Origin of the sequence: Bacillus haynesii (genome assembly GCF_014042035.1) — a bacterium.
Classification (GTDB): domain Bacteria; phylum Bacillota; class Bacilli; order Bacillales; family Bacillaceae; genus Bacillus; species Bacillus haynesii.
On sequence record NZ_CP059494.1, the window covers coordinates 505,160 to 523,822 of the forward strand.

General features: G+C 46.0%; 16 protein-coding genes, 1 pseudogene and 1 other annotated feature. Of the genes and pseudogenes, 12 read left to right on the top strand and 5 right to left on the bottom strand.

Annotation, left to right across the window (positions count from 1 at the left end):
* Positions 1-74 precede the first annotated feature (74 nt).
* Positions 75-593, top strand: coding sequence for a DUF1850 domain-containing protein (locus H2R00_RS02645; protein WP_154994553.1), 519 nt, complete (start codon positions 75-77; stop codon positions 591-593).
* Complete coding sequence (locus H2R00_RS02650; RefSeq protein ID WP_182070415.1) at positions 586-2,550, top strand: TRAP transporter permease; 1,965 nt, start codon at positions 586-588, stop codon at positions 2,548-2,550. Before H2R00_RS02645 ends, H2R00_RS02650 begins: the two co-directional genes overlap by 8 nt.
* A gap of 300 nt (positions 2,551-2,850) precedes the next feature.
* On the opposite strand, the gene zwf is transcribed toward H2R00_RS02650, so the two are convergent.
* A complete protein-coding gene (gene zwf / locus H2R00_RS02655; protein ID WP_154994581.1) occupies positions 2,851-4,314 on the bottom strand; it encodes a glucose-6-phosphate dehydrogenase in 1,464 nt (487 codons plus the stop codon).
* 232 nt (positions 4,315-4,546) lie between these two features.
* Between zwf and rnz the strand changes: the two genes are divergently transcribed.
* Complete coding sequence (gene rnz, locus H2R00_RS02660) at positions 4,547-5,470, top strand: ribonuclease Z (protein ID WP_182070416.1); 924 nt, start codon at positions 4,547-4,549, stop codon at positions 5,468-5,470.
* Between the two features lie 118 nt (positions 5,471-5,588).
* Positions 5,589-5,737 (top strand): annotated as a pseudogene (gene rpmG, locus H2R00_RS02665) (50S ribosomal protein L33).
* Between the two features lie 34 nt (positions 5,738-5,771).
* On the opposite strand, the gene H2R00_RS02670 reads toward rpmG, so the two are convergent.
* The gene (locus tag H2R00_RS02670; protein ID WP_154994547.1) at positions 5,772-6,533 is read right to left on the bottom strand and encodes an alpha/beta fold hydrolase; all 762 of its coding nucleotides are present in this window, start codon (positions 6,531-6,533) and stop codon (positions 5,772-5,774) included.
* 118 nt (positions 6,534-6,651) lie between these two features.
* A complete protein-coding gene (namA, locus tag H2R00_RS02675) occupies positions 6,652-7,722 on the bottom strand; it encodes an NADPH dehydrogenase NamA (RefSeq protein WP_154994580.1) in 1,071 nt (356 codons plus the stop codon).
* 134 nt (positions 7,723-7,856) lie between these two features.
* On the opposite strand from namA, the gene H2R00_RS02680 reads away from it, so the two are divergent.
* Positions 7,857-9,461: a M20/M25/M40 family metallo-hydrolase gene (locus tag H2R00_RS02680; protein WP_182070417.1), complete on the top strand. Its 1,605-nt coding sequence runs from the start codon at positions 7,857-7,859 to the stop codon at positions 9,459-9,461.
* A gap of 58 nt (positions 9,462-9,519) precedes the next feature.
* Here H2R00_RS02680 and proC read toward each other — a convergent pair whose 3' ends face one another.
* Positions 9,520-10,341: a pyrroline-5-carboxylate reductase gene (gene proC / locus H2R00_RS02685; RefSeq protein ID WP_154994543.1), complete on the bottom strand. Its 822-nt coding sequence runs from the start codon at positions 10,339-10,341 to the stop codon at positions 9,520-9,522.
* 44 nt (positions 10,342-10,385) lie between these two features.
* Positions 10,386-10,587 (bottom strand) — a binding site (T-box leader).
* A 145-nt stretch (positions 10,588-10,732) separates the two neighbouring features.
* On the opposite strand from proC, the gene H2R00_RS02690 reads away from it, so the two are divergent.
* The 3 genes from H2R00_RS02690 (at position 10,733) to H2R00_RS21465 (ending at position 12,855) form a co-directional block, all read left to right on the top strand.
* On the top strand, positions 10,733-11,686 hold the full coding sequence (locus H2R00_RS02690) for an MBL fold metallo-hydrolase (protein ID WP_244958275.1): 954 nt from the start codon (positions 10,733-10,735) through the stop codon (positions 11,684-11,686).
* 9 nt (positions 11,687-11,695) lie between these two features.
* Entirely contained in the window at positions 11,696-12,478 is a 783-nt protein-coding gene (locus H2R00_RS02695; RefSeq protein ID WP_182070419.1) for an SDR family NAD(P)-dependent oxidoreductase, read from the top strand.
* A 317-nt stretch (positions 12,479-12,795) separates the two neighbouring features.
* Complete coding sequence (locus H2R00_RS21465; protein ID WP_425321882.1) at positions 12,796-12,855, top strand: hypothetical protein; 60 nt, start codon at positions 12,796-12,798, stop codon at positions 12,853-12,855.
* Between the two features lie 521 nt (positions 12,856-13,376).
* On the opposite strand, the gene H2R00_RS02700 is transcribed toward H2R00_RS21465, so the two are convergent.
* Positions 13,377-14,075: a hypothetical protein gene (locus H2R00_RS02700; protein WP_182070420.1), complete on the bottom strand. Its 699-nt coding sequence runs from the start codon at positions 14,073-14,075 to the stop codon at positions 13,377-13,379.
* 548 nt (positions 14,076-14,623) lie between these two features.
* Between H2R00_RS02700 and H2R00_RS02705 the strand changes: the two genes are divergently transcribed.
* The 4 genes from H2R00_RS02705 to H2R00_RS02720 all read left to right on the top strand — a co-directional run bounded on the left by H2R00_RS02705 (position 14,624) and on the right by H2R00_RS02720 (position 18,382).
* Positions 14,624-15,346 (top strand): poly-gamma-glutamate hydrolase family protein, encoded by a 723-nt coding sequence (locus H2R00_RS02705; RefSeq protein ID WP_154994536.1) that lies wholly within the window; start codon positions 14,624-14,626, stop codon positions 15,344-15,346.
* A gap of 53 nt (positions 15,347-15,399) precedes the next feature.
* A complete protein-coding gene (locus H2R00_RS02710) occupies positions 15,400-15,909 on the top strand; it encodes a DUF3189 family protein (RefSeq protein ID WP_154994578.1) in 510 nt (169 codons plus the stop codon).
* A gap of 456 nt (positions 15,910-16,365) precedes the next feature.
* Positions 16,366-17,631: an MFS transporter gene (locus H2R00_RS02715; RefSeq protein ID WP_154994533.1), complete on the top strand. Its 1,266-nt coding sequence runs from the start codon at positions 16,366-16,368 to the stop codon at positions 17,629-17,631.
* A gap of 46 nt (positions 17,632-17,677) precedes the next feature.
* On the top strand, positions 17,678-18,382 hold the full coding sequence (locus H2R00_RS02720) for a thioesterase II family protein (RefSeq protein WP_182070421.1): 705 nt from the start codon (positions 17,678-17,680) through the stop codon (positions 18,380-18,382).
* Positions 18,383-18,663 lie beyond the last annotated feature (281 nt).

The following is an 18,663-nucleotide window of genomic DNA, read 5'->3' on the forward strand; positions in this document are numbered from 1 at the left end:
GCCCGGACAATCGATAGACCGTTGCAATGAAACCTCGGTCTATCGTTTTTCTATTCGGCAGGGGATATGGAAAAATGGGGAAATTTAAAATCGTAAAACGGCTCGTGCCGGTGCTGATCATTGCCGTTTTTGCAGCGGCATGCCTGATTCCTTATCAGACCGCCGTCGTGTTCGAGAAAGAGGACAGCGGTGAGATCATCGCTTTTCTTCCCCTCCAAAAGAAGAAAAGCTTTGACGTGGTCTATACGCATTCCATCCATCGGACAGAAGTGATCGAATCGTATGTGTGGGAAAAAGGGATGATTCGGCAGACCGCTCTAACCTATCATGATCCGGCCGTCGGAATGCCCGCAAACGCAGAACAAGGTGAGAGGCTCGTCATCAAAAACGGCGTCTACACCATTTCGAACATGAAGAGAACTTTTCCGTTCATTGATATGCGGATCGGCAGGGTGAGGGCGAATCACAGGATCAAGTATTCAGGCGCTGAACATGAGTTAAAGCGGTACATCCGTCCCGGCACATGGACAAGGATGAGTGTCCGAAAACTAAATGTCTTGCAACAACTGAGGGGAGTGAAGATCAATGACTGAGCAGCTTTCGGAAAAAGATCAGCAGGAACTGCTGGAGAAATACGATCCTGAAGCCGGAACGAGAAAGCTCAAAGGATTAACAGGGGTCATTGCATTTGCCGGCCTGCTCGCTTTTTCTTTGTTTCAATTATACACAGCCATTTTTGGTGTTTTTCCGGCTCAAATTCAAAGGTCCGTTCATTTAGGGTTTGCGCTCGGTCTGATTTTTTTACTGTTTCCGGCGACAAAAGGTTTGCGGAAGACCGGCAAATTCAAAGTCGCCTGGTATGACGCAATCTTAGCCGTGTTAGGAGCAGGTGTCGGCGCTTATTGGGTCGCCAATTATGAAACGATTGTAGGCGGGATCGGATTGATCACGGAAACTGACTTTTATGTCGGGCTGTTGGCTGTCCTGCTCGTATTGGAAGCGACGAGACGGGCTGTCGGACTGCCGATTACGATCATCGCCGGCCTGTTTCTTTTGTATGGCCTTTACGGTTCGTATCTGCCGGGCTTTTTGTCTCACAACGGCCTGACGCTGGAACGGCTCGTTCAGACGATGTATTTTACGACGGAAGGGATCCTGGGCACGCCGCTCGCTGTGTCCTCGACTTTCATCTTCCTGTTCATCCTGTTCGGTTCTTTTCTTGTCAGAACAGGAGTGGGGCAGTATTTTAATGACCTTGCTGTAGCGATCGCCGGACGAAGCACGGGCGGACCGGCAAAAGTCGCGATTTTTTCAAGCGCTCTTCAAGGAACGATCAGCGGCAGCTCTGTCGCCAATGTCGTCACTTCCGGATCGTTTACGATTCCGATGATGAAAAAACTGGGCTATAAAAAAGAATTTGCCGGTGCAGTCGAAGCTTCCGCATCTACCGGCGGACAGCTGATGCCTCCGATCATGGGAGCCGCCGCCTTTTTAATGGTTGAGTTCATCGGTGGAGGCATTACGTACTGGGATATCGCGAAAGCCGCGATGATCCCGGCTGTTTTGTACTTCACGGGCATCTGGATCATGACGCACTTTGAAGCGAAGCGCCTCGGCCTGCGCGGGTTAACGAAAGAAGAAATGCCGAACCGCAAGGAAGTATTCAAAAAAATATATTTGCTGCTTCCGATCGTTTCGGTCGTCGTTTTGTTAATGTCGGGCATCACGGTCATGCATGCCGCTTTGTATTCGATCGTTCTGGCGATCCTGGTCGGTTTGTTCAACAAGGAAACGCGAATGGGTGTTAAAGGGATTGTGCTGGCTCTCGCGGAAGGAGCGAGAATGGCGCTTTCCGTTGCGGCGGCAACGGCAGCTGCCGGCATCATCGTCGGAGTCGTCACAAAAACGGGTCTCGGCCTCAAACTTGCAAACGGCCTGCTCGATTTGGCAGGAGGCGCATTATTGCCTTCGCTCTTTTTAACAATGATCGCCGCTCTTGTTCTCGGAATGGGGTCACCGACGACGGCAAACTATGTGATTACGTCGACGATTGCAGCGCCAGCCTTGATTTTGCTGAATGTTCCTGATCTGTCGGCCCACTTGTTCGTCTTTTATTTCGGCATCGTAGCTGACATTACGCCGCCCGTTGCTTTGGCAGCATTTGCCGCTGCGGGGGTTGCGGGGGGAGAGCCGATTAGAACGGGGATCAATTCAGCAAAGCTTGCGATTGCCGCTTTTATCATCCCGTATATATTCGTCCTGTCTCCGGAGCTTCTCATGATTGACGCGCATTGGTATGAAATTCTCTGGGTGGTCTTAACCGCATTGTCCGGCATGATCGCCATCGGCGCGGGCATGATCGGATTCTGGATGAGAAAAGTGTTCTGGTTTGAAAGAATACTGGCGGCTGCCAGCGGTCTCCTGCTGATTTATCCGGAAGGCTATTCCGATATGATCGGTCTCGGCATATTCCTTTTGCTGTTTGTCCTTCAGCTGTTGTGGAAGCGGGACAAAAGCCATCCGGAAGAGATGCAGGTTTTAAAAGCATAAATAAAAACAGCCTTCAATTGTGAAGGCTGTTTCAGCGTGTCGACAAACCCTCGCATTCGTTGTCAGGCCTGCGCGTCGGTGCTCACGAATAGGAGAAGAATCGGCGGCTAACCGCTCAGGCGTCCTGCCTGAACGCCGCCATCATCACCTCCTGTGAAAGTCCGCTCCGATGCTCGGCCTTCCTAGACTTCAAGGGTTTTCAATCACGCTGAAAGGATGACAAAATCCCAAAACTATAAGCCGTTTTGGGATTTTGTCAACAATCTAAAACAGCCTTCAATTGTGAAGGCTGTTTTTTTATTAAAGCGGCCACCAATGAAAGCCGTCTTTTGCGAGCAGGTCATCAGAAGCTTTCGGCCCCATGGAGCCCGCCTGATAGTTAGGGGAAAGGGTTTTGTTTTCCTCCCAGTTTTGAGAAATCGCATCAACAAAACTCCAGGAAAGCGCAACTTCATCCCAGTGGGCAAAGTTTGTCGCGTCTCCGTGCAAACAGTCCAAAATCAGCTTTTCATAAGCTTCAGGCGTGTTGATGCCGTCCCCGCAGTTATGGCAGTAGTCGAGCTTGATCGGCTGGGCAAAAGTGCCGCCTCCAAGCTTCCTTGCGTTTAGATGAAGGGTGATGCCTTCATCCGGTTGAATATGAATCACCAGAAGGTTAGGGTGCATCGTGTTGCCGTTTCCGTAATACAGATTCATCGGAATGTCTTTAAATTGGACGACAATTTGCGTTGATTTTTTCTGCATCCGTTTGCCTGTCCGGATGTAGAACGGCACACCGGCCCATCTGAAGTTGTCGATCAGCAGTTTGCCGGCAACAAACGTTTCCGTATTCGAATCTTTTGCTACGTTTTGTTCATCGCGATAAGCCGGTACCTGTTTTTCGTCAACGACTCCCGCGTCATACTGGCCGCGCACAAAAAATTGATCGACTTCGTCTTTTTGAATCGGACGAAGGGCTCTGAGCACCTTTACTTTTTCACTGCGAATCTCTTCCGTGTTCAGCTTGATCGGCGGTTCCATCGCAAGCAGCGCCACCATTTGAAGAATGTGGTTTTGAACCATGTCTCTAAGCGCACCCGATTTTTCATAATATCTCGCTCTGTCTTCCACACCCAAATCTTCACTTGACGTAATTTGAATGTTCGAGATGTATCTGTTTGTCCAAAGCGGCTCAAAAATCGCGTTGGCAAAGCGGATGACTTCGATGTTCTGCACCATTTGCTTTCCTAGATAATGGTCAATCCGATAAATTTGATCTTCTGTAAAGGCTTCACGGATTTCCTGGTTCAAGTCTTTTGCGCTCGGCAGATCATGTCCGAAAGGCTTCTCGATCACGAGCCTTGACCAGCCTGTTGTTGAAGTGACGCCCTCTGATTTTAGGAACTTTGCAATCGTTCCGAAGAATTCAGGGGCCATCGCTAAGTAAAACATCCGGTTATTCGGAATATCATATGTACTTTCCAGCTTCTCTATAAGTTCGTTTAATTCCCGGTATGAGCCGGAATTTGTAACATCAAAAGGATGATAGTAGAAGTGAGATGTAAACTCGTCCACATCCTTTTCGTTTAACGGAAACTTCGAAACCGATTGCTGTACGGTACTGCGAAAGTCTTCATTTGTCCAAGGGCGTCTGCCGACTCCGACAACCGCGAATTCATTCCCGATTTGTCCGTTTTCGTAGAGCCTGTGGATAGAAGGATATAGTTTTCGTTTTGCCAAATCCCCTGTTGCGCCAAAAATTACGATAACTGCTTTTGGTTCCATTTGATCTTTTTTCAATTAAACGTACCTCACTTTATTCGAAGCTAAGTTTATTTTCTTCATTTTAAAGCTAATAATCCCTTAAAGCAAACATTTGAGATCGAATCGTATGAAAAGTTTACTGAAAACGGGCAGGGTATTTAGTTGCATAGCCTGGCGTGAAGCCGGCGTTTCTTTTTTCTCAGACTTCCTGTATGCTTGTGATAGATGAAGTTTTTAGCAGGAGGAAAGGATATTGGAGTTATTATTTTTAGGAACGGGAGCAGGCATCCCCGCAAAAACGAGGAATGTCACATCCGTTGCATTGAAGCTTTTAGAAGAAAGGCGGTCTGTTTGGCTGTTTGACTGCGGGGAGGCCACACAGCATCAAATTTTACATACATCGATCAAGCCTAGAAAAATTGAAAAGGTTTTTATTACCCACCTTCACGGCGATCATGTATACGGGCTTCCGGGTCTTGTCAGCAGCCGCTCTTTCCAGGGAGGCGAAGGCCCGCTGACCGTATACGGACCGCAAGGAATCAAAACGTTTCTTGAAACGGCGCTTGACGTATCGGGGACGCATGTCACATATCCGCTTGTGATTAAGGAGATTGAAGAAGGAACAGTCTTTGAGGATGACCAGTTTATCGTGACGGCCAGAAGCGTATCTCACGGCATTCCCGCTTTTGGGTACCGCGTGCAGGAAAAAGATGTTCCAGGCGCACTTGACGCTGAAGCGCTGAAAGAGATCGGAGTCTCGCCGGGCCCTGTTTATCAAAAGCTGAAAAACGGGGAGACGGTCACATTGGAAGGCGGCCGGAAGATCCACGGGGCAGACTTTATCGGACCGCCAAAAAAAGGGCGGATAGTCGCCTTTTCCGGGGATACGAGGCCGTGCGAGAATGTGAAGAAGCTTGCTGAAAAAGCTGATGTCCTCATCCATGAAGCAACATTTGCGAAAGGCGACAGGGAGCTCGCCGGCGACTATTATCACAGCACTTCAGAACAAGCTGCCGAAACAGCGCGGGAAGCCTGTGCAAAAAAACTGATTTTAACCCATATCAGTGCAAGATATCAGGGGGAAAATGTGCTTGAACTGGTCAATGAAGCAAAAGCGGTCTTTCCTGATACCGTGGCAGCTTTTGACTTTTATGAGCATGAGATCAAAAGAACTTAATTGGCCATTCGAAGCTTCTTTGTTCCGACAAATGCGGGACGGGAAGCTTTTTTGTTGACACAGTTCTAAAATGATGTATAATAAAGCGTAATGATTACGTTTTGGTAAGGAGGACAACATGAGAGTAAAAATTACATTGGCGTGTACCGAAACAGGGGACCGCAATTATATTACGACAAAAAACAAACGTACAAATCCGGATCGCCTGGAATTGAAAAAATATTCTCCGCGTCTGAAAAGCACACGATTCACCGTGAAACAAAATAACAAAAAACCAGCAGACTGTCTGCTGGTTTTTTGTTTAATTGGCGGCTTGATAGGTGTATGTTTGCTGCTGTGCGGCATACCACACATCATAGATCGCAAGCTGAACGATGTGCGGCTCATCATGATGGATCAAATGCGAGCTGTTTTTCGCCTGAATCCAGCCGCTTTGATGCGAAAGAGACAGCAGTCTGCTGTGAAGCTTCAGCCACTCGTGATGAGCTTGTTTCGCCGCCTCCGTCCTTTTTCCCGCCGAGAGGACGAGCAAAGGAACCGAACCGAGGTGTTTCTTTTCCTGCTTCAGAATGTCAAGGCTTTGTTTAAAGTCCTCATGGGACCCTTCGATCGAAAACTGTTTGCTGTAGTCTTCTTTTAATGTGTCCGGAAGAAGAGGCAGCACTTTTTCCTCCTGATCTTCACAAGCGGGATCAAGCAGCACCATGCCGATGACTTCATCGCTGTACCGGCTTGCAAAAAGCCTTGCAATGACGGCGCCGAACGAATGGGCGACAAACAGGTAGGGCGGTTTAACGCCTGCTGCTGCAAGCAGCGCTTTTAGTTCCTCCACCATTTGATCCGCTGTTCTTTTGCTGCTGCTCGGCCCGCTGTTGCCAAGACCTGCACGGTCGTATGCAAACAAGCCTAGATCTTCGTCTATATCGGATAAAATGGGCTGCCAAGTCGTTGAAGAAGAACCGTAGCCCGCTTCAAAAATAATGGTTGCGTTCTTTTTTCCTTTTCTCTGCTTTGTATAAAACATGCACCCTTCAACTGTATATATTCTTTCCGTTATGGTCATAGAGGTCATCCTCTCTCTGTATATGGTGTTCTAATAGGAAAGACGCACAAACAAGGATGTTCGTTTCTCACGAGTTGAAAAAAAGAAATATCCCGCCTAGAGGCGGGATATCAGCAACTCACCAGGCTCTGTCGTACTGAACAGGCCCTTCAATTTTTGTGTTCAACTGTTTGGCAGCGGTTTTCGGCCAGTATGGATCTCTCAGCAGCTCTCGGGCAACGAAAATGAGATCAGCGCGTCCATTTTGGAGGATTTCCTCAGCTTGAAGGCCGCTTGTGATCAACCCGACAGCACCTGTCTGGATTTCGGCTTGAGCGCGAATTGTATCGGCGAAGCCGACTTGGTAGCCTGGGAAGACGTTGATATCGGCAGGCACGACAGCACCGGAGCTGACATCGATCAAATCAACGCCCTGTTCTTTCATCCATTTGGCGAAACCGACATAATCGGCGACATCAAGGCCTTTTGTTTTGTAGTCTGAAGCTGAAACGCGTACGAATAATGGTCCGTCCCAGACTTCTTTTACAGCGTCGATGACTTCGCGAAGCAGTCTGTAGCGGTTTTCCGGTGATCCTCCGTATTCATCCTCGCGTTTGTTGGAAAGCGGTGATAAAAATTCGTTGATCAAATATCCGTGGGCTCCATGAATCTCGATGATGTCAAAGCCGGCGGCTTTCGCGCGTTCAGCTCCTTTTTTGAAAGCCTGAACGGTTTCTTTGATGTCTTCTTTTGTCATTTCAACAGGTGTTCGCGAATTTTCGTCGAAAGGAATCGCTGAAGGCCCGTAGATTGTACCTTCGACCTCGGCTTTTCTTCCGGCGTGAGCCAATTGAATCGCCGTTTTGCTGCCGTACGGCTTGATTTGTGACGTTAATGCGGCAAGTCCGTCAATATGCGCGTCATCCCATATGCCCAGATCCTGATCTGAGATTCTTCCCTGCGGGGTGACCGCGGTAGCTTCTACCATGATCAATCCGACTTGTCCGACGGCGCGGGAGATGTAGTGGGTCATGTGGAACGGCTGCACTTTTCCATCCTTTTCATGGGAGGAATACATGCACATCGGCGACATGACAATCCGGTTTTTTAGTGTAACTCCTTTTAAACTCCATGGTGTGAACAGTTTTCGATTGCTCAAATTTTTTCGCCTCCCGTAAGTTTTCGACTCGATTATACCAATTCTGTCCATTCTCGTCATATAAACTGCTCAAGTCATTTCCATATATAAGAATGTTCAGTACAATAAAGTTGTTCACATTCTATTTTTTACTAAATACGATATCGCATACACCTGCGAAAACAGCGAAAGAGGGGGCTTGCTTTGTGAAGTGGCAGACAGTGGAAGAACTGAAACGGCTGCTCATTTCTCTTGTTCAATACGAAAGCATCTCAGGCACGGCCGGAGAAGTGGCGCTTGCGAAGTATATGCATGATGTCTTAAAGGACCGTTCGTACTTTCATAAGAATCCTGAATTTTTAAAGCTTCATCCGATGGAGGACGGCCGTTATTTTCTAACCGCCCTCGTCAAAAAGGAAGAGAAGTCAAATACGGTCCTCCTGCTGAGCCATTTTGACGTGGTCGATACGGCAGACTACGGAGAATTCAAACATATGGCATGTAAAGTCCCGGAACTCATGGATTTATTAAATGATAAAAAAGAACTTTTGCCCGAACGGGTCAGAAGAGACTTGGAAAGCGGCGAATGGCTGTTTGGAAGGGGAAGCATGGACATGAAAGCGGGTCTTGCTGTTCAATTTTCGATGCTGGAACGGGCGATGAACGGAGAATTTGACGGAAACCTTCTATTAATTACGGTTCCGGACGAAGAAGTCAATTCACAGGGGATGCTTGAAGCAGTACCCGCACTGAAAGCTCTAGAAAAAGAATTTGGCCTTCATTATACATCGTGCTTAAATTGTGAGCCGATGTTTGAAAAACATCCGGGGGATCCGAAGCAGTACGTCTATTCAGGAAGCATCGGCAAAGCGCTTGCCGGATTTTTCTGCAAAGGGGTTGAGACGCATGTCGGCGAGCCGTTTGCAGGGGTGAATGCAAATTTAATGGTGTCTGAAATCAACAGGCTGCTCGAATTAAACGTCGACTATTGTGAAGAAGCGGACGGAGAGGTGACGCCTCCCCCGGCCAATTTGATGCAAAAAGATTTGAAGGAGGCCTACTCGGTTCAGACCCCTCACACAGCGGTGTCGCTCTTTAATGTGTTGATGATGCAGCGTTCTGCCGCCGAGCTCCATCGCATGCTGCTCGACACAGCCAAGGAAGCGGCCGCTAATATCCAAACAAATATTGAGCGTAAAACGGCCGAATATCAGCGTTTTGAAGCATTCACGCCAATGAACACGACCGTTTCCGTGCTGACGTTTGAGGAGCTGTGGAACAAAGCACAGGAAAAGGCCGGGAAGCCCGAGGCGGAACGCATACTCAACTTTGCATTTGCCAACAGGGGGGAGCTTGGAGACCGCGACTTTTCAACGAAAATCGTCTCTGAATTGGCTTCACTCTGCAAAGAAGATGCTCCGATGATCGTTCTGTTTTACAGTCCGCCGTTTTATCCGGCTGTCTCTTCAAAGGACGATCCTCTGATCCGAAAGGTGATGAGAGAAGTGAAACAGTATGCGGCCGACAGGCACGGACTTGAATTTACAGAAGTCCAATATTTTCCCGGCCTGTCCGATTTAAGCTACCTTCAGCTGCAAAAACAGTCTGTCGATGCGTTCACATCCAATATGCCGCTGTTTCATCACGGCTATTCACTGCCAAAAGGACGCGAAAACGCACTGTTTGTGCCGGTCATCAATATCGGGCCGGCCGGCAAAGACCCTCATAAATGGACGGAACGTCTCCATGTGCCGTTTTCATTTGGAAAGCTGCCCGATATCCTCCGGCTGGCGATACACAAGCTTCTCTAATTATACGGGACCGCTTGGTGAAAAATCGGGAACAAGCGAAACGCTGTTTCCCGGTTTTTTAAATTTTGGCCGCGAACATATCCCTGATTTCCGCAGAACGAATCGCCGCTTCTTTGACACAGGATATGACGGTCTGTTCAAATTGATGGTCGTCAAGCACCCGAAGGCCTGCTTCCGTTGTCCCCCCGGCGCTTGTGATCTCTTTTCTCATGACAGAAGGATCCCTGCCGGTTTCAAGCATTTGAGCCGCCCCTGACATCATATCGATAACCAGTTGTTTCGCCGTTTCTTCTGGAAGCCCCAATTCGGCAGCCGACGCCTGCAGGGCTTCGACAAACCGATAAACAAAAGCGGGGCCGCTCCCTGCTACGGCTGTCACTGCATCAAGGGCAGATTCCTCAACGATTGTAACGCTTCCGACCGTCGCAAAAAGGCCAGCCGCTTCCTGCATCTGCTCTTTCGTCACGAGCGGGCTTGCCGCAAAGGCTGTGGCTGATTTTTGAATGGCGGCCGATGTATTCGGCATGGCCCTCACTACAGGCAGCTCAAGCCCAGCATAGTGCTGGATCGTATGAATCGGAATGCCTGCAAGGACGGAAATCAGCAGCTGTTCTTTTCGCAAATAGGGGCGGAGTGCCGCCATTCCGTCTGCCGCGTCCTTCGGCTTCATTGCCAAAACGAGTGTATCCGATCGGGCGGCGACTTTTGCCGTATCGGCTTCTCCGCATACCCCGTATGTCTCGCTTAATTCACGAAGCCTGGCCGTATTCGACTGATTCGTAACGAATATCGCCTCAGGTTCCATTGCACCGCTTTTGACAAGTCCTTTAATCATCGCTTCAGCCATCGAACCGGCTCCGATAAATCCCATTCGTTTCATTTTGATTCCTCCTTCTAAAAAAACAAAAAAACCTTTCCGTCTTCACAAAGGACGAAAAGGTTTCGCGGTACCACCTTCATTAGCATATACATGCTCAGCTCTTGCCCCGTAACGCGGGATACGTTTAGGTTTGCCTAAGCGCTCAGAGGGCAGGTTCAACAGGCAAGCGGGCTGTGAAATCTTTCAGCCGTGGATTTCACTCTCTTTAGCCATTGCTCGTTTACTATTCCTCTTCATTGCGTCTTCGTTCATTCACCTTCATATATTTGTTGTTCATTATGCTATGAGGAATGATGAAATGTCAACAGGCATTTGAAGCAAAAATGACATGCGCGGGAGAAAAAGGTAAAATATGATCAACATCAATTCGCAGGATGAGGAGAATAAAACGATGAAAGACGCAAGAATCATTCCTATTTCTCTGCCGACTCCATTTGCAGTCGGGGATGTCAACATTTATTTGGTCAAAGGCGAGGCGCTCACTCTGGTGGATGCCGGGCCCAACACAAAGGAGGCGGCAGCCGTTTTGAAGAAAGAGCTGGCCGACCAGGGACTGTCATTAAACGATATCGACCAGGTCGTCCTGACCCACCATCACGCTGATCACGCCGGATTGCTGGACGAATTTCCCGCAGGGGTAAAAATCATCGGTCATCCGTTTAATGAACCGTATATCAGCCAAAATCCGGATTTTATTGAAAAACAAAAGTCCTTTTTTACATACCTGTTTCAGCGATTCGGTGTTCCCGGGGATATGAAGCCGCCAGGCCTTACAGTAAAAGCGTCGTACCGGTTTTCATGTAATCGGACATTGACAGAGACCGTTTCAGAAGGCGCGCAAATTGACGGGCTTGAAGGGTGGCGGGTTCTTGAGACGCCCGGACACGCCGCTTCACATATTGTCCTTTACCATGAGGAACTTGGAAGCATGCTCGGGGGAGACTTGCTGTTAAAGCCGTCTTCTTCAAATCCGCTTCTTGAAGTGCCGCAAAAAGGAGAAAAACGCCCGACTCCGCTGCTGGATTATCTGGAATCGCTCGGCAGACTGCAGGAACTTTCGCTCAACATCATTTATCCCGGCCACGGGGAGAAAATCACAACAGTGAATGAGCTTGTTGCCAAAAGGATGGAAAAGCAGCGGAACAGAGCCGAAGAGGTGTACCGCATCCTTTCTGAAAAACCGCATTCACCTTATCAGATATGTCAAAAACTGTTCCCTGCAGTCTATGAAAAAGAGCTGTTCTTAACGATGTCAGAAACGATTGGACAGCTTGACGATCTGGAATCCCAGGGGAGGATCGGAGCAGAAACAGCCGATGGAATCGATTACTATTACGCAAAGTAGGTGACGAACATGCAGCAAAAGTTGAAAGAGCAAAAAGTGATGATTACAGGAGCTTCAGGAGGGCTTGGCGAACGGATCGCATATCATGCTGCCGGGGAAGGAGCGGAGATCATTCTGGCTGCGCGCAGAAGAGACCGCCTTGATGCTTTGAAACAAAACATCGCGGATGAAACCGGTGCAAAGTGCCGCATCATCGTATTGGACGTCAGCCGGACGGATGAAATTGAAGCGGCGTTTCAAGAGGCCGGTCCGGTTGATATTCTTGTCAATAATGCGGGATTCGGTATTTTCGAAAGCGCCCTTGACGCTTCCCTTGAAGATATGAAAGCGATGTTTGAGGTCAACGTATTCGGTCTGATCGCTTGCACGAAAATGGCACTTCCGTATATGATCAGACAAGACAAAGGCCATATTATCAACATCGCCTCACAAGCGGGCAAACTAGCGACGCCCAAGTCAAGCCTTTATGCGGCAACAAAGCATGCGGTGCTCGGATATTCAAACAGCTTGAGAATGGAGCTTGCCGAAACAGGGGTCAACGTGACAACGGTCAATCCTGGACCGATTCAAACCGACTTTTTCAAGACGGCAGATAAAAAAGGGGATTATGTCAAAAGCGTCGAGAGATGGATGCTTGATCCGGATCAGGTTGCTAAGAAAATCGTCTCGGCAATGATGACGAACAAGCGCGAAATCAACCTTCCGGGCTGGATGAACGGCGTCAGCAAACTCTACCAGCTCTTCCCTGCCCTTGTTGAACGAACAGGCCGAAGCGCTTTCTATAAAAAATGATCTTCTCTGAAAGGAACGGAAATGTCCGTTCCTAGACTAAAGAGAAAGCTAGAAAGTGTCATTGATTCTGATGAATTTGTTGAAATTGCAAAAGAGATTGGAATCGAGAATCTGACAGAACAGCAGCAAATTATTATTTATACACTATAAATAGAAAAAAACAAAAACAAAGTGGAATCATGGGGCGCATCGATAGGGGCATTGAAGAAGGAATAAGCAGCGGATAAAGTTGTCAGGGATTTTAAAGATATTAAAAATCTTCTTGTCCAAATCGCTTCCCACCAACTAGCCTTGTCATTAACAACATAACTACTTTTATGCAGGGGTTAATGAAGCATCACCCAGAAGTTAAAAAGCCATGTTTTGGAGACTCATAAGGTCGAAGAGAAGTCCTTTTAAAAGGGCTTTTTTTATGTGTAAATTTTTTTTGATTACATTTCGGATAGTGTATTATAGAACATACATTCGGAATGAGGTGAATAATTTGAAGCCTGTAATTTCGAACTTGAAACTGCCATTCATGAAAAAATTATAATTGACCTCTGTGTCCATGCGATGGAACAAGAATTTATAAAGCTGAAGCAAGTGGCAACAAGAAAATAGAGGAACATTATCAGCTCAAATTAAAAGAACTGTTTTTCCAAAGAAAATAAACGATTATTTGAGAAAAGAAAATGTCAAAATACAAGAGGTTGTTGTATGTGATGGCATGTTTGTAAAATATCCATATTACATCAGGAGCAAGGAAGGGGGCATAAAAGAAGGGGAGCATTTTATGCAGCAGCAGTTTGATAATAAGCGATAATCCCTACCGCTAATAATACAATCATTACTGCCAGAATAGACCACAAGATGGTTTTTGCTTTTTTGGACATTGGTTTCACCTCACAGTTGTGGATTAATCAAGCCTGGTTTTTTTGTAAGTCCTCTTTCCATTTTTGTCGCCAACAGCTTTAAGATGCACATTCCCTAATTGCACCGCAAAATCTTTAAGTGGCCCAATCCGATAAAAGAAGCTTCCTGTAACAGCTGCCTTATTGTCACCTTTTACCCAAGCATTTTTGCCACCTGGGTTTAATTCTGTTCTGACGACAGGATTCCAGTTTCGAACTACATAAGCGCTACTAGAGTTAATTTTTTTCACTTTACCTTTAGTAACACTATAGTTTACTGAGACCCTATATGTAGTTACAGGTGCTCCAAAAAATTCAACTGAATCTGTGTAAGAATATGACTTATTTGCTTGAGGCTTCGCAATCATATCCTCTTCTTCATTTACTTCTGTATTTACAGTTAAAGCATTTGTGTCAAACTTGGTAAGATTGTCAACAAACTTCTGTTGATCTTCTTTCGGCATCGCCTTAAATTGGTTTAATACATTTTGTGCATCAAACACTGCGGAAGAAACATATTCTGGTGAAACTCCACCATTTATGGCATCTTCTTCACTATAGTTGGCCAGGTAATTGATATAGTCCTCTATAGTGTATTTAAACGCTGTATCGTCGGCGTGGACCTCTGCGGCCGATATTTGACTTGGCACCATCAATCCAATTGTAGCAAAAACAGCAACAAAAAACAGAATCAATTTCCTCATTTTTCCTCTCCCTCTCAAGTTTCTATTTATCAAGGGGATACAATTGAAATGGAATGAGTTGAGCCATTTGATTATGTAATAGGGAATCCACCTTACAGACCAACGATTGACAATCGGGAGTTTGCAATTCCTTCGGAACGGAATCGTCCGTTCCTTTTTTATTTGCATTTTTTAAGCGGATTCCCCGGCAGAGAGGCTCAAATATCATATAAAAACAGGGAGACTTTGTCCCTCTTCAAATCGCGGCAACGAACTTGTGCTTCCTTCTATAGGCTTTGCTTGATCTGAAGGCACCTGTCCTGTCTGAGGCAATCGATATAAAAATATTGCATGCCGAAAGATTCCGTGCTTCCGGGAACACGTGCCGGCTGCTGATGAAAAATAAGGTAAAGGTCGCTTTCGTTATGCTGTTCTTCTTATATAAAATGGCAACTGGGTGACGATTAGAAGTAATATTTTACCATTTATTGAAATTCTCTCATCCCGGCCGAAACATGATATCACGTGATACTCGCAACAAAATACACGATAAAAGGAGTTTCTTAACGGTGCAGGAAGAATGGAACCCATTGATGAAAAATCGTTGCATCATCTGGTTAGTCACGGGGATTTGCTTAACGGTCATCTTTCAATTTCCGCTGCAAAGCGTCGCTTCATCCGCAGACAAATACGTCAATTTTGCCGAGCTTGCCGAACATGAAACAGAAGGAGAAGATTATCAAATCGAATATACAGACATGGGCACCGAACTGTTGATTCTTTCGCCGCACGGCGGAGGAATCGAAGGAGGTGTCAGTGAACTTGTCCGCGCCTTCAGCGCCGATTATTCCACTTACTTATTTGAAGGAATCAAACCCTCGCAAAACTGGGATCTTCACATCACAAGCAATCATTTTGATGAACCGCAGGCCGTCAAAGCGGTCAAAGAGCACAGCTATGTGCTGGCTTTTCATGGATATCATGACATCGTTGAACACACGCTTGTGGGGGGAACGGATACCGGAGGGGCGAAAGCGATTGTCAGAGCGCTGGTGAACAAAGGTTTTTCAGCGGAGCTGGTCAGCCCAAGCCACCGGCTTGCAGGGGGAAATCCCGAAAATATCAATAATCAATGCCAAACAGGTCAAAGTATTCAATTGGAAATCAGCACGCCTCAACGAGAGGCTTTTTTTTCGGAGTTCGGCCTGTGGACGCGGGCAAGTTCTAAAAATAAGACGTTCCGAGCGTATGTCTCAGCTGTGAAAGAAGTTCTGGATATGCGGTATAAATAAGCATTGTATATTTGGGCCACATTAAAACTAAAGATATGAAGAAGGTGAGCATGTTGATCTATATATACAACTGTTACGGAGGCACTCATTCATCTGCACTTGCCGCCGCCTATCATCTGAAAAAGCTCCCATTCAGCAGAAAACCGACGAGAAACGAAATTTTAAGCACCGACTGTTTTAATCAATTAAGTCCGAAGGAAATGGGAAAATTAATCTTTCACGGCCTTGATGAAGAAGGCAACCAGGTGTACACGATCGGCAGAGGGTCATCAAAAGCTGTCATTCCAGCTATGCGAGGCGTTCTCGAGCTGTTTGAAAAAAACGGGAAACTGCAGGAGAAAGTCATTTTTTCAAACACGTCTCCGACTGTGCCCATGGCGATGACATTCGGCGGTTTATTTTCAAGGAGGCTGAAAATCGATCTGATCGGAGTTCCTTTGCTGGTGCTTGGAGCGCAGCAGGCATATCGGGACATCATCAAGCTGGTGCAGCAAACAAAAGACCGTTCAAAAACGACTTCTTCGGTGATCGAAGTGCTGGATAATAATTTCATAAAAAAATAAACATCCAATCAGCTTCCAGTATGCTGAGCCTTTCGGCTTCCATATCGGAAGCGTTTTTTACTTTCTCTATATAGCAATTACTTTTCAAAAAGGACATTTTCTAAAAAATTGAATATAAGATAGAGGATATTGTTGAAATAGGACGAATCTATAACCTTAGAATTACTTTTCATAAATTTACTTCTTTGTAAATTTGAAGGGGGGATCGGTGATTTCCCTTCCACTTTGCTAGAGAATACTATCTGAAAGAAGAAATGGGGGGCTAAAAAGACGGCTGCAATCGTTATGATAAGCAGCGATTTTATATTAGGAAATTCAAGCTGCGACACTTTAAATGATAGAAGTGTAGCTTTGAAAATGAAAATCAAAGTGATTGGAGACGGAAAATTATAACAATATTATTTGTTTAGAATAATAAATGGAGTCGTCTGTCTCAATACAAATTAGGAGGCGCCTATGAAAAAAATGTTTTCTATCTTTCAAAATAAAAATTATGCGCTGCTTTTTTTTGCATCCTTTACCTCACAAATGGGCGGGATCATCGGACTCACTGCACTCTTGTTTTACCTTCTGGACCGTTTTTCCAATCAGCCTGCATATGCCACAATGACCGAGCTAATGCTGTCATTGCCTACATTGGCTGTATTTTTTCTTGTCGGTGTTTTCGCCGATAAGTTTGACCGGCAGAAAATCGCCAAAAACTGCGACTGGATCTGTACGGGACTATCCATTGTATTACTGCTGTCTCTCTATCTTGAATGGATGCCGTTTACATTTGCCGTTCTTTTTTTAAGAAACGCCGTTAAAAGTTTTTTCACCCCTGCCCAAACTTCTCTCATTCAAGGAATATTATCTGAAAACGAATATTCGCTGGCCGTTGGATTGAATCAAATGGTAGCCAGTTTATTCATGCTGTTCGGAAACGGGCTTGGCGTATTTTGTTATTGGACGCTTGGAGTTGAAGGAGCCGTTATGGTTGATGCAGCCAGCTTCGCACTGAGCGGGCTTTTGATTCAAGCCTGCCGGATCTCCGATGCCGTCCGCATGCCAAATGGAAAACATTCCATTAGACAGCTGAATATCGCTGGTATATGGAAGGATTTTACGCTTGGTTTCACTTATATTCTCAATCATAAATTGCTGCTTGCCCTCGTGTCCGGATTCGTCCTTTTCGGAGTTGTCAATGGGGGGCTCTCGGTCATGCAGGTGTTTATATTAAAATACAAGCTTGCACCTGAAAGCTATGAAGAAATGTCGATTGTACTCGGCATCGTTTTCGGTGCGGGGTTTTTGGCGGGAAGCATCGCTGCATCCTTGCTTTCTCAAAAATTGAAGCTTTATCAACTTTTGATCCTGGCGCTGTTTGTTTGCGGATGTGCCACGATTTCCGGCTCCCTGGTCAAAAGCATTTGGCTGTATATGGTCTGCTCCTGCTTTATCGCGGTTTCGCTTCCAAGCATCAATGTTGCCATCGGTGGATGGATACCAAGCATCGTCAATCCAAAAATGATGGGAAGGGTGCAGGGGTGGATTCATCCGCTTATGATGCTCTCACAGTCGCTGACCCTTCTGTTCATTGCGTGGCTTTACCCGGCATGGATCGCGCTTGAAAGCCTATATTGGCTCGTCGGCGGAAGCCTGATTGCTGTTGGGGTTTTCTACATGATCATTCTTCCGAAGTTTTTAACGCTGAACCGGACGGCTGACGTATCTGTCGATTAACGGCTTATTCACCAAAAAATATCTACAACGAAAGGGAATGATAGAAATGAAATTATTTTGCCTGCCTTATGCCGGCGGATCTGAATCCGTATTTTATTCCTGGAAAGGCCATATGCAGCCCGACATTGAGATTTGCCCGATTCAGCTGAAGGGAAGGGGGCGGCGCTTCAACGAGCCTTGTTACGAAAGCCTTGAAGAAGCAGTTCAAGACATCTTTGAGCAGGTTCAAGCTGAACGAAAAGGTGACGACTACGCTCTTTTCGGACACAGTATGGGAAGCCTTTTAGCATATGAACTTTACTATCAAATGAGCGGGGCGGGAGCTGAAAAACCGGTTCACATTTTTTTCTCGGGCTATAAAGCGCCAAACAGGATCAGGAAGAAAGAAAAACTGCATACCTTGCCCAATCCTATTTTTAAGAAAAAAGTTGTCGAGCTCGGGGGAACACCTGAGGAGCTCATCAATCATGAAGAACTATTTGAATTGTTTATCCCCATTCTCAAAAGCGACTTTAAAATGGTAGAAAACTATATCTATCAAGAAAGAAACAGCAAAATAGATTCCGACATCACCGTTCTTAACGGAAAAGAAGACGCCATGAGCAAGGAAGATGTATCCGATTGGAAACATCATACTTCAGGACACTTTACAGCCTATTACTTTGACGGGAATCATTTCTTTTTGAACCATCACGTTGAAAAGATCACCGATATCATCAATCATTCATTGGCGGCCAGCCGGACGTTTTAACCTACGATTTCGGCCAGATTCAAGCCCGGGTCTAATCTATTTTTCCTTCTTCCGCCGCTTCAAAAATTATATTTATTATAATCAGAGCGGTGTTTTTTAGGTCTTTTGATCTGGTTGATGTTTATCCTGTCTCATAAATACGTGTGTCGACAATGTAAAATATAAAATATCCAATTCATAAAAAATTAACCATTATTAAACAATATTCCCATGGAAAATAATGATTATTTTTGATAATCTGTTTTCACAAGACGGAGGTTCAATAAAAAATCGGTAAAAGA

What these genes read in the sequence shown, in the direction of transcription:
- H2R00_RS02645 (WP_154994553.1), top strand. Translation starts at nt 75, where the DNA reads ATGGGGAAATTTAAAATCGTAAAACGGCTCGTGCCGGTGCTGATCATT.
- H2R00_RS02650 (WP_182070415.1), top strand. Translation starts at nt 586, where the DNA reads ATGACTGAGCAGCTTTCGGAAAAAGATCAGCAGGAACTGCTGGAGAAA.
- zwf (WP_154994581.1), bottom strand. Translation starts at nt 4,314, where the DNA reads ATGGAACCAAAAGCAGTTATCGTAATTTTTGGCGCAACAGGGGATTTG.
- H2R00_RS02670 (WP_154994547.1), bottom strand. Translation starts at nt 6,533, where the DNA reads ATGACCATAACGGAAAGAATATATACAGTTGAAGGGTGCATGTTTTAT.
- namA (WP_154994580.1), bottom strand. Translation starts at nt 7,722, where the DNA reads ATGGACAGAATTGGTATAATCGAGTCGAAAACTTACGGGAGGCGAAAA.
- proC (WP_154994543.1), bottom strand. Translation starts at nt 10,341, where the DNA reads ATGAAACGAATGGGATTTATCGGAGCCGGTTCGATGGCTGAAGCGATG.
- H2R00_RS02690 (WP_244958275.1), top strand. Translation starts at nt 10,733, where the DNA reads ATGAAAGACGCAAGAATCATTCCTATTTCTCTGCCGACTCCATTTGCA.
- H2R00_RS02695 (WP_182070419.1), top strand. Translation starts at nt 11,696, where the DNA reads ATGCAGCAAAAGTTGAAAGAGCAAAAAGTGATGATTACAGGAGCTTCA.
- H2R00_RS02700 (WP_182070420.1), bottom strand. Translation starts at nt 14,075, where the DNA reads ATGAGGAAATTGATTCTGTTTTTTGTTGCTGTTTTTGCTACAATTGGA.
- H2R00_RS02715 (WP_154994533.1), top strand. Translation starts at nt 16,366, where the DNA reads ATGAAAAAAATGTTTTCTATCTTTCAAAATAAAAATTATGCGCTGCTT.
- H2R00_RS02720 (WP_182070421.1), top strand. Translation starts at nt 17,678, where the DNA reads ATGAAATTATTTTGCCTGCCTTATGCCGGCGGATCTGAATCCGTATTT.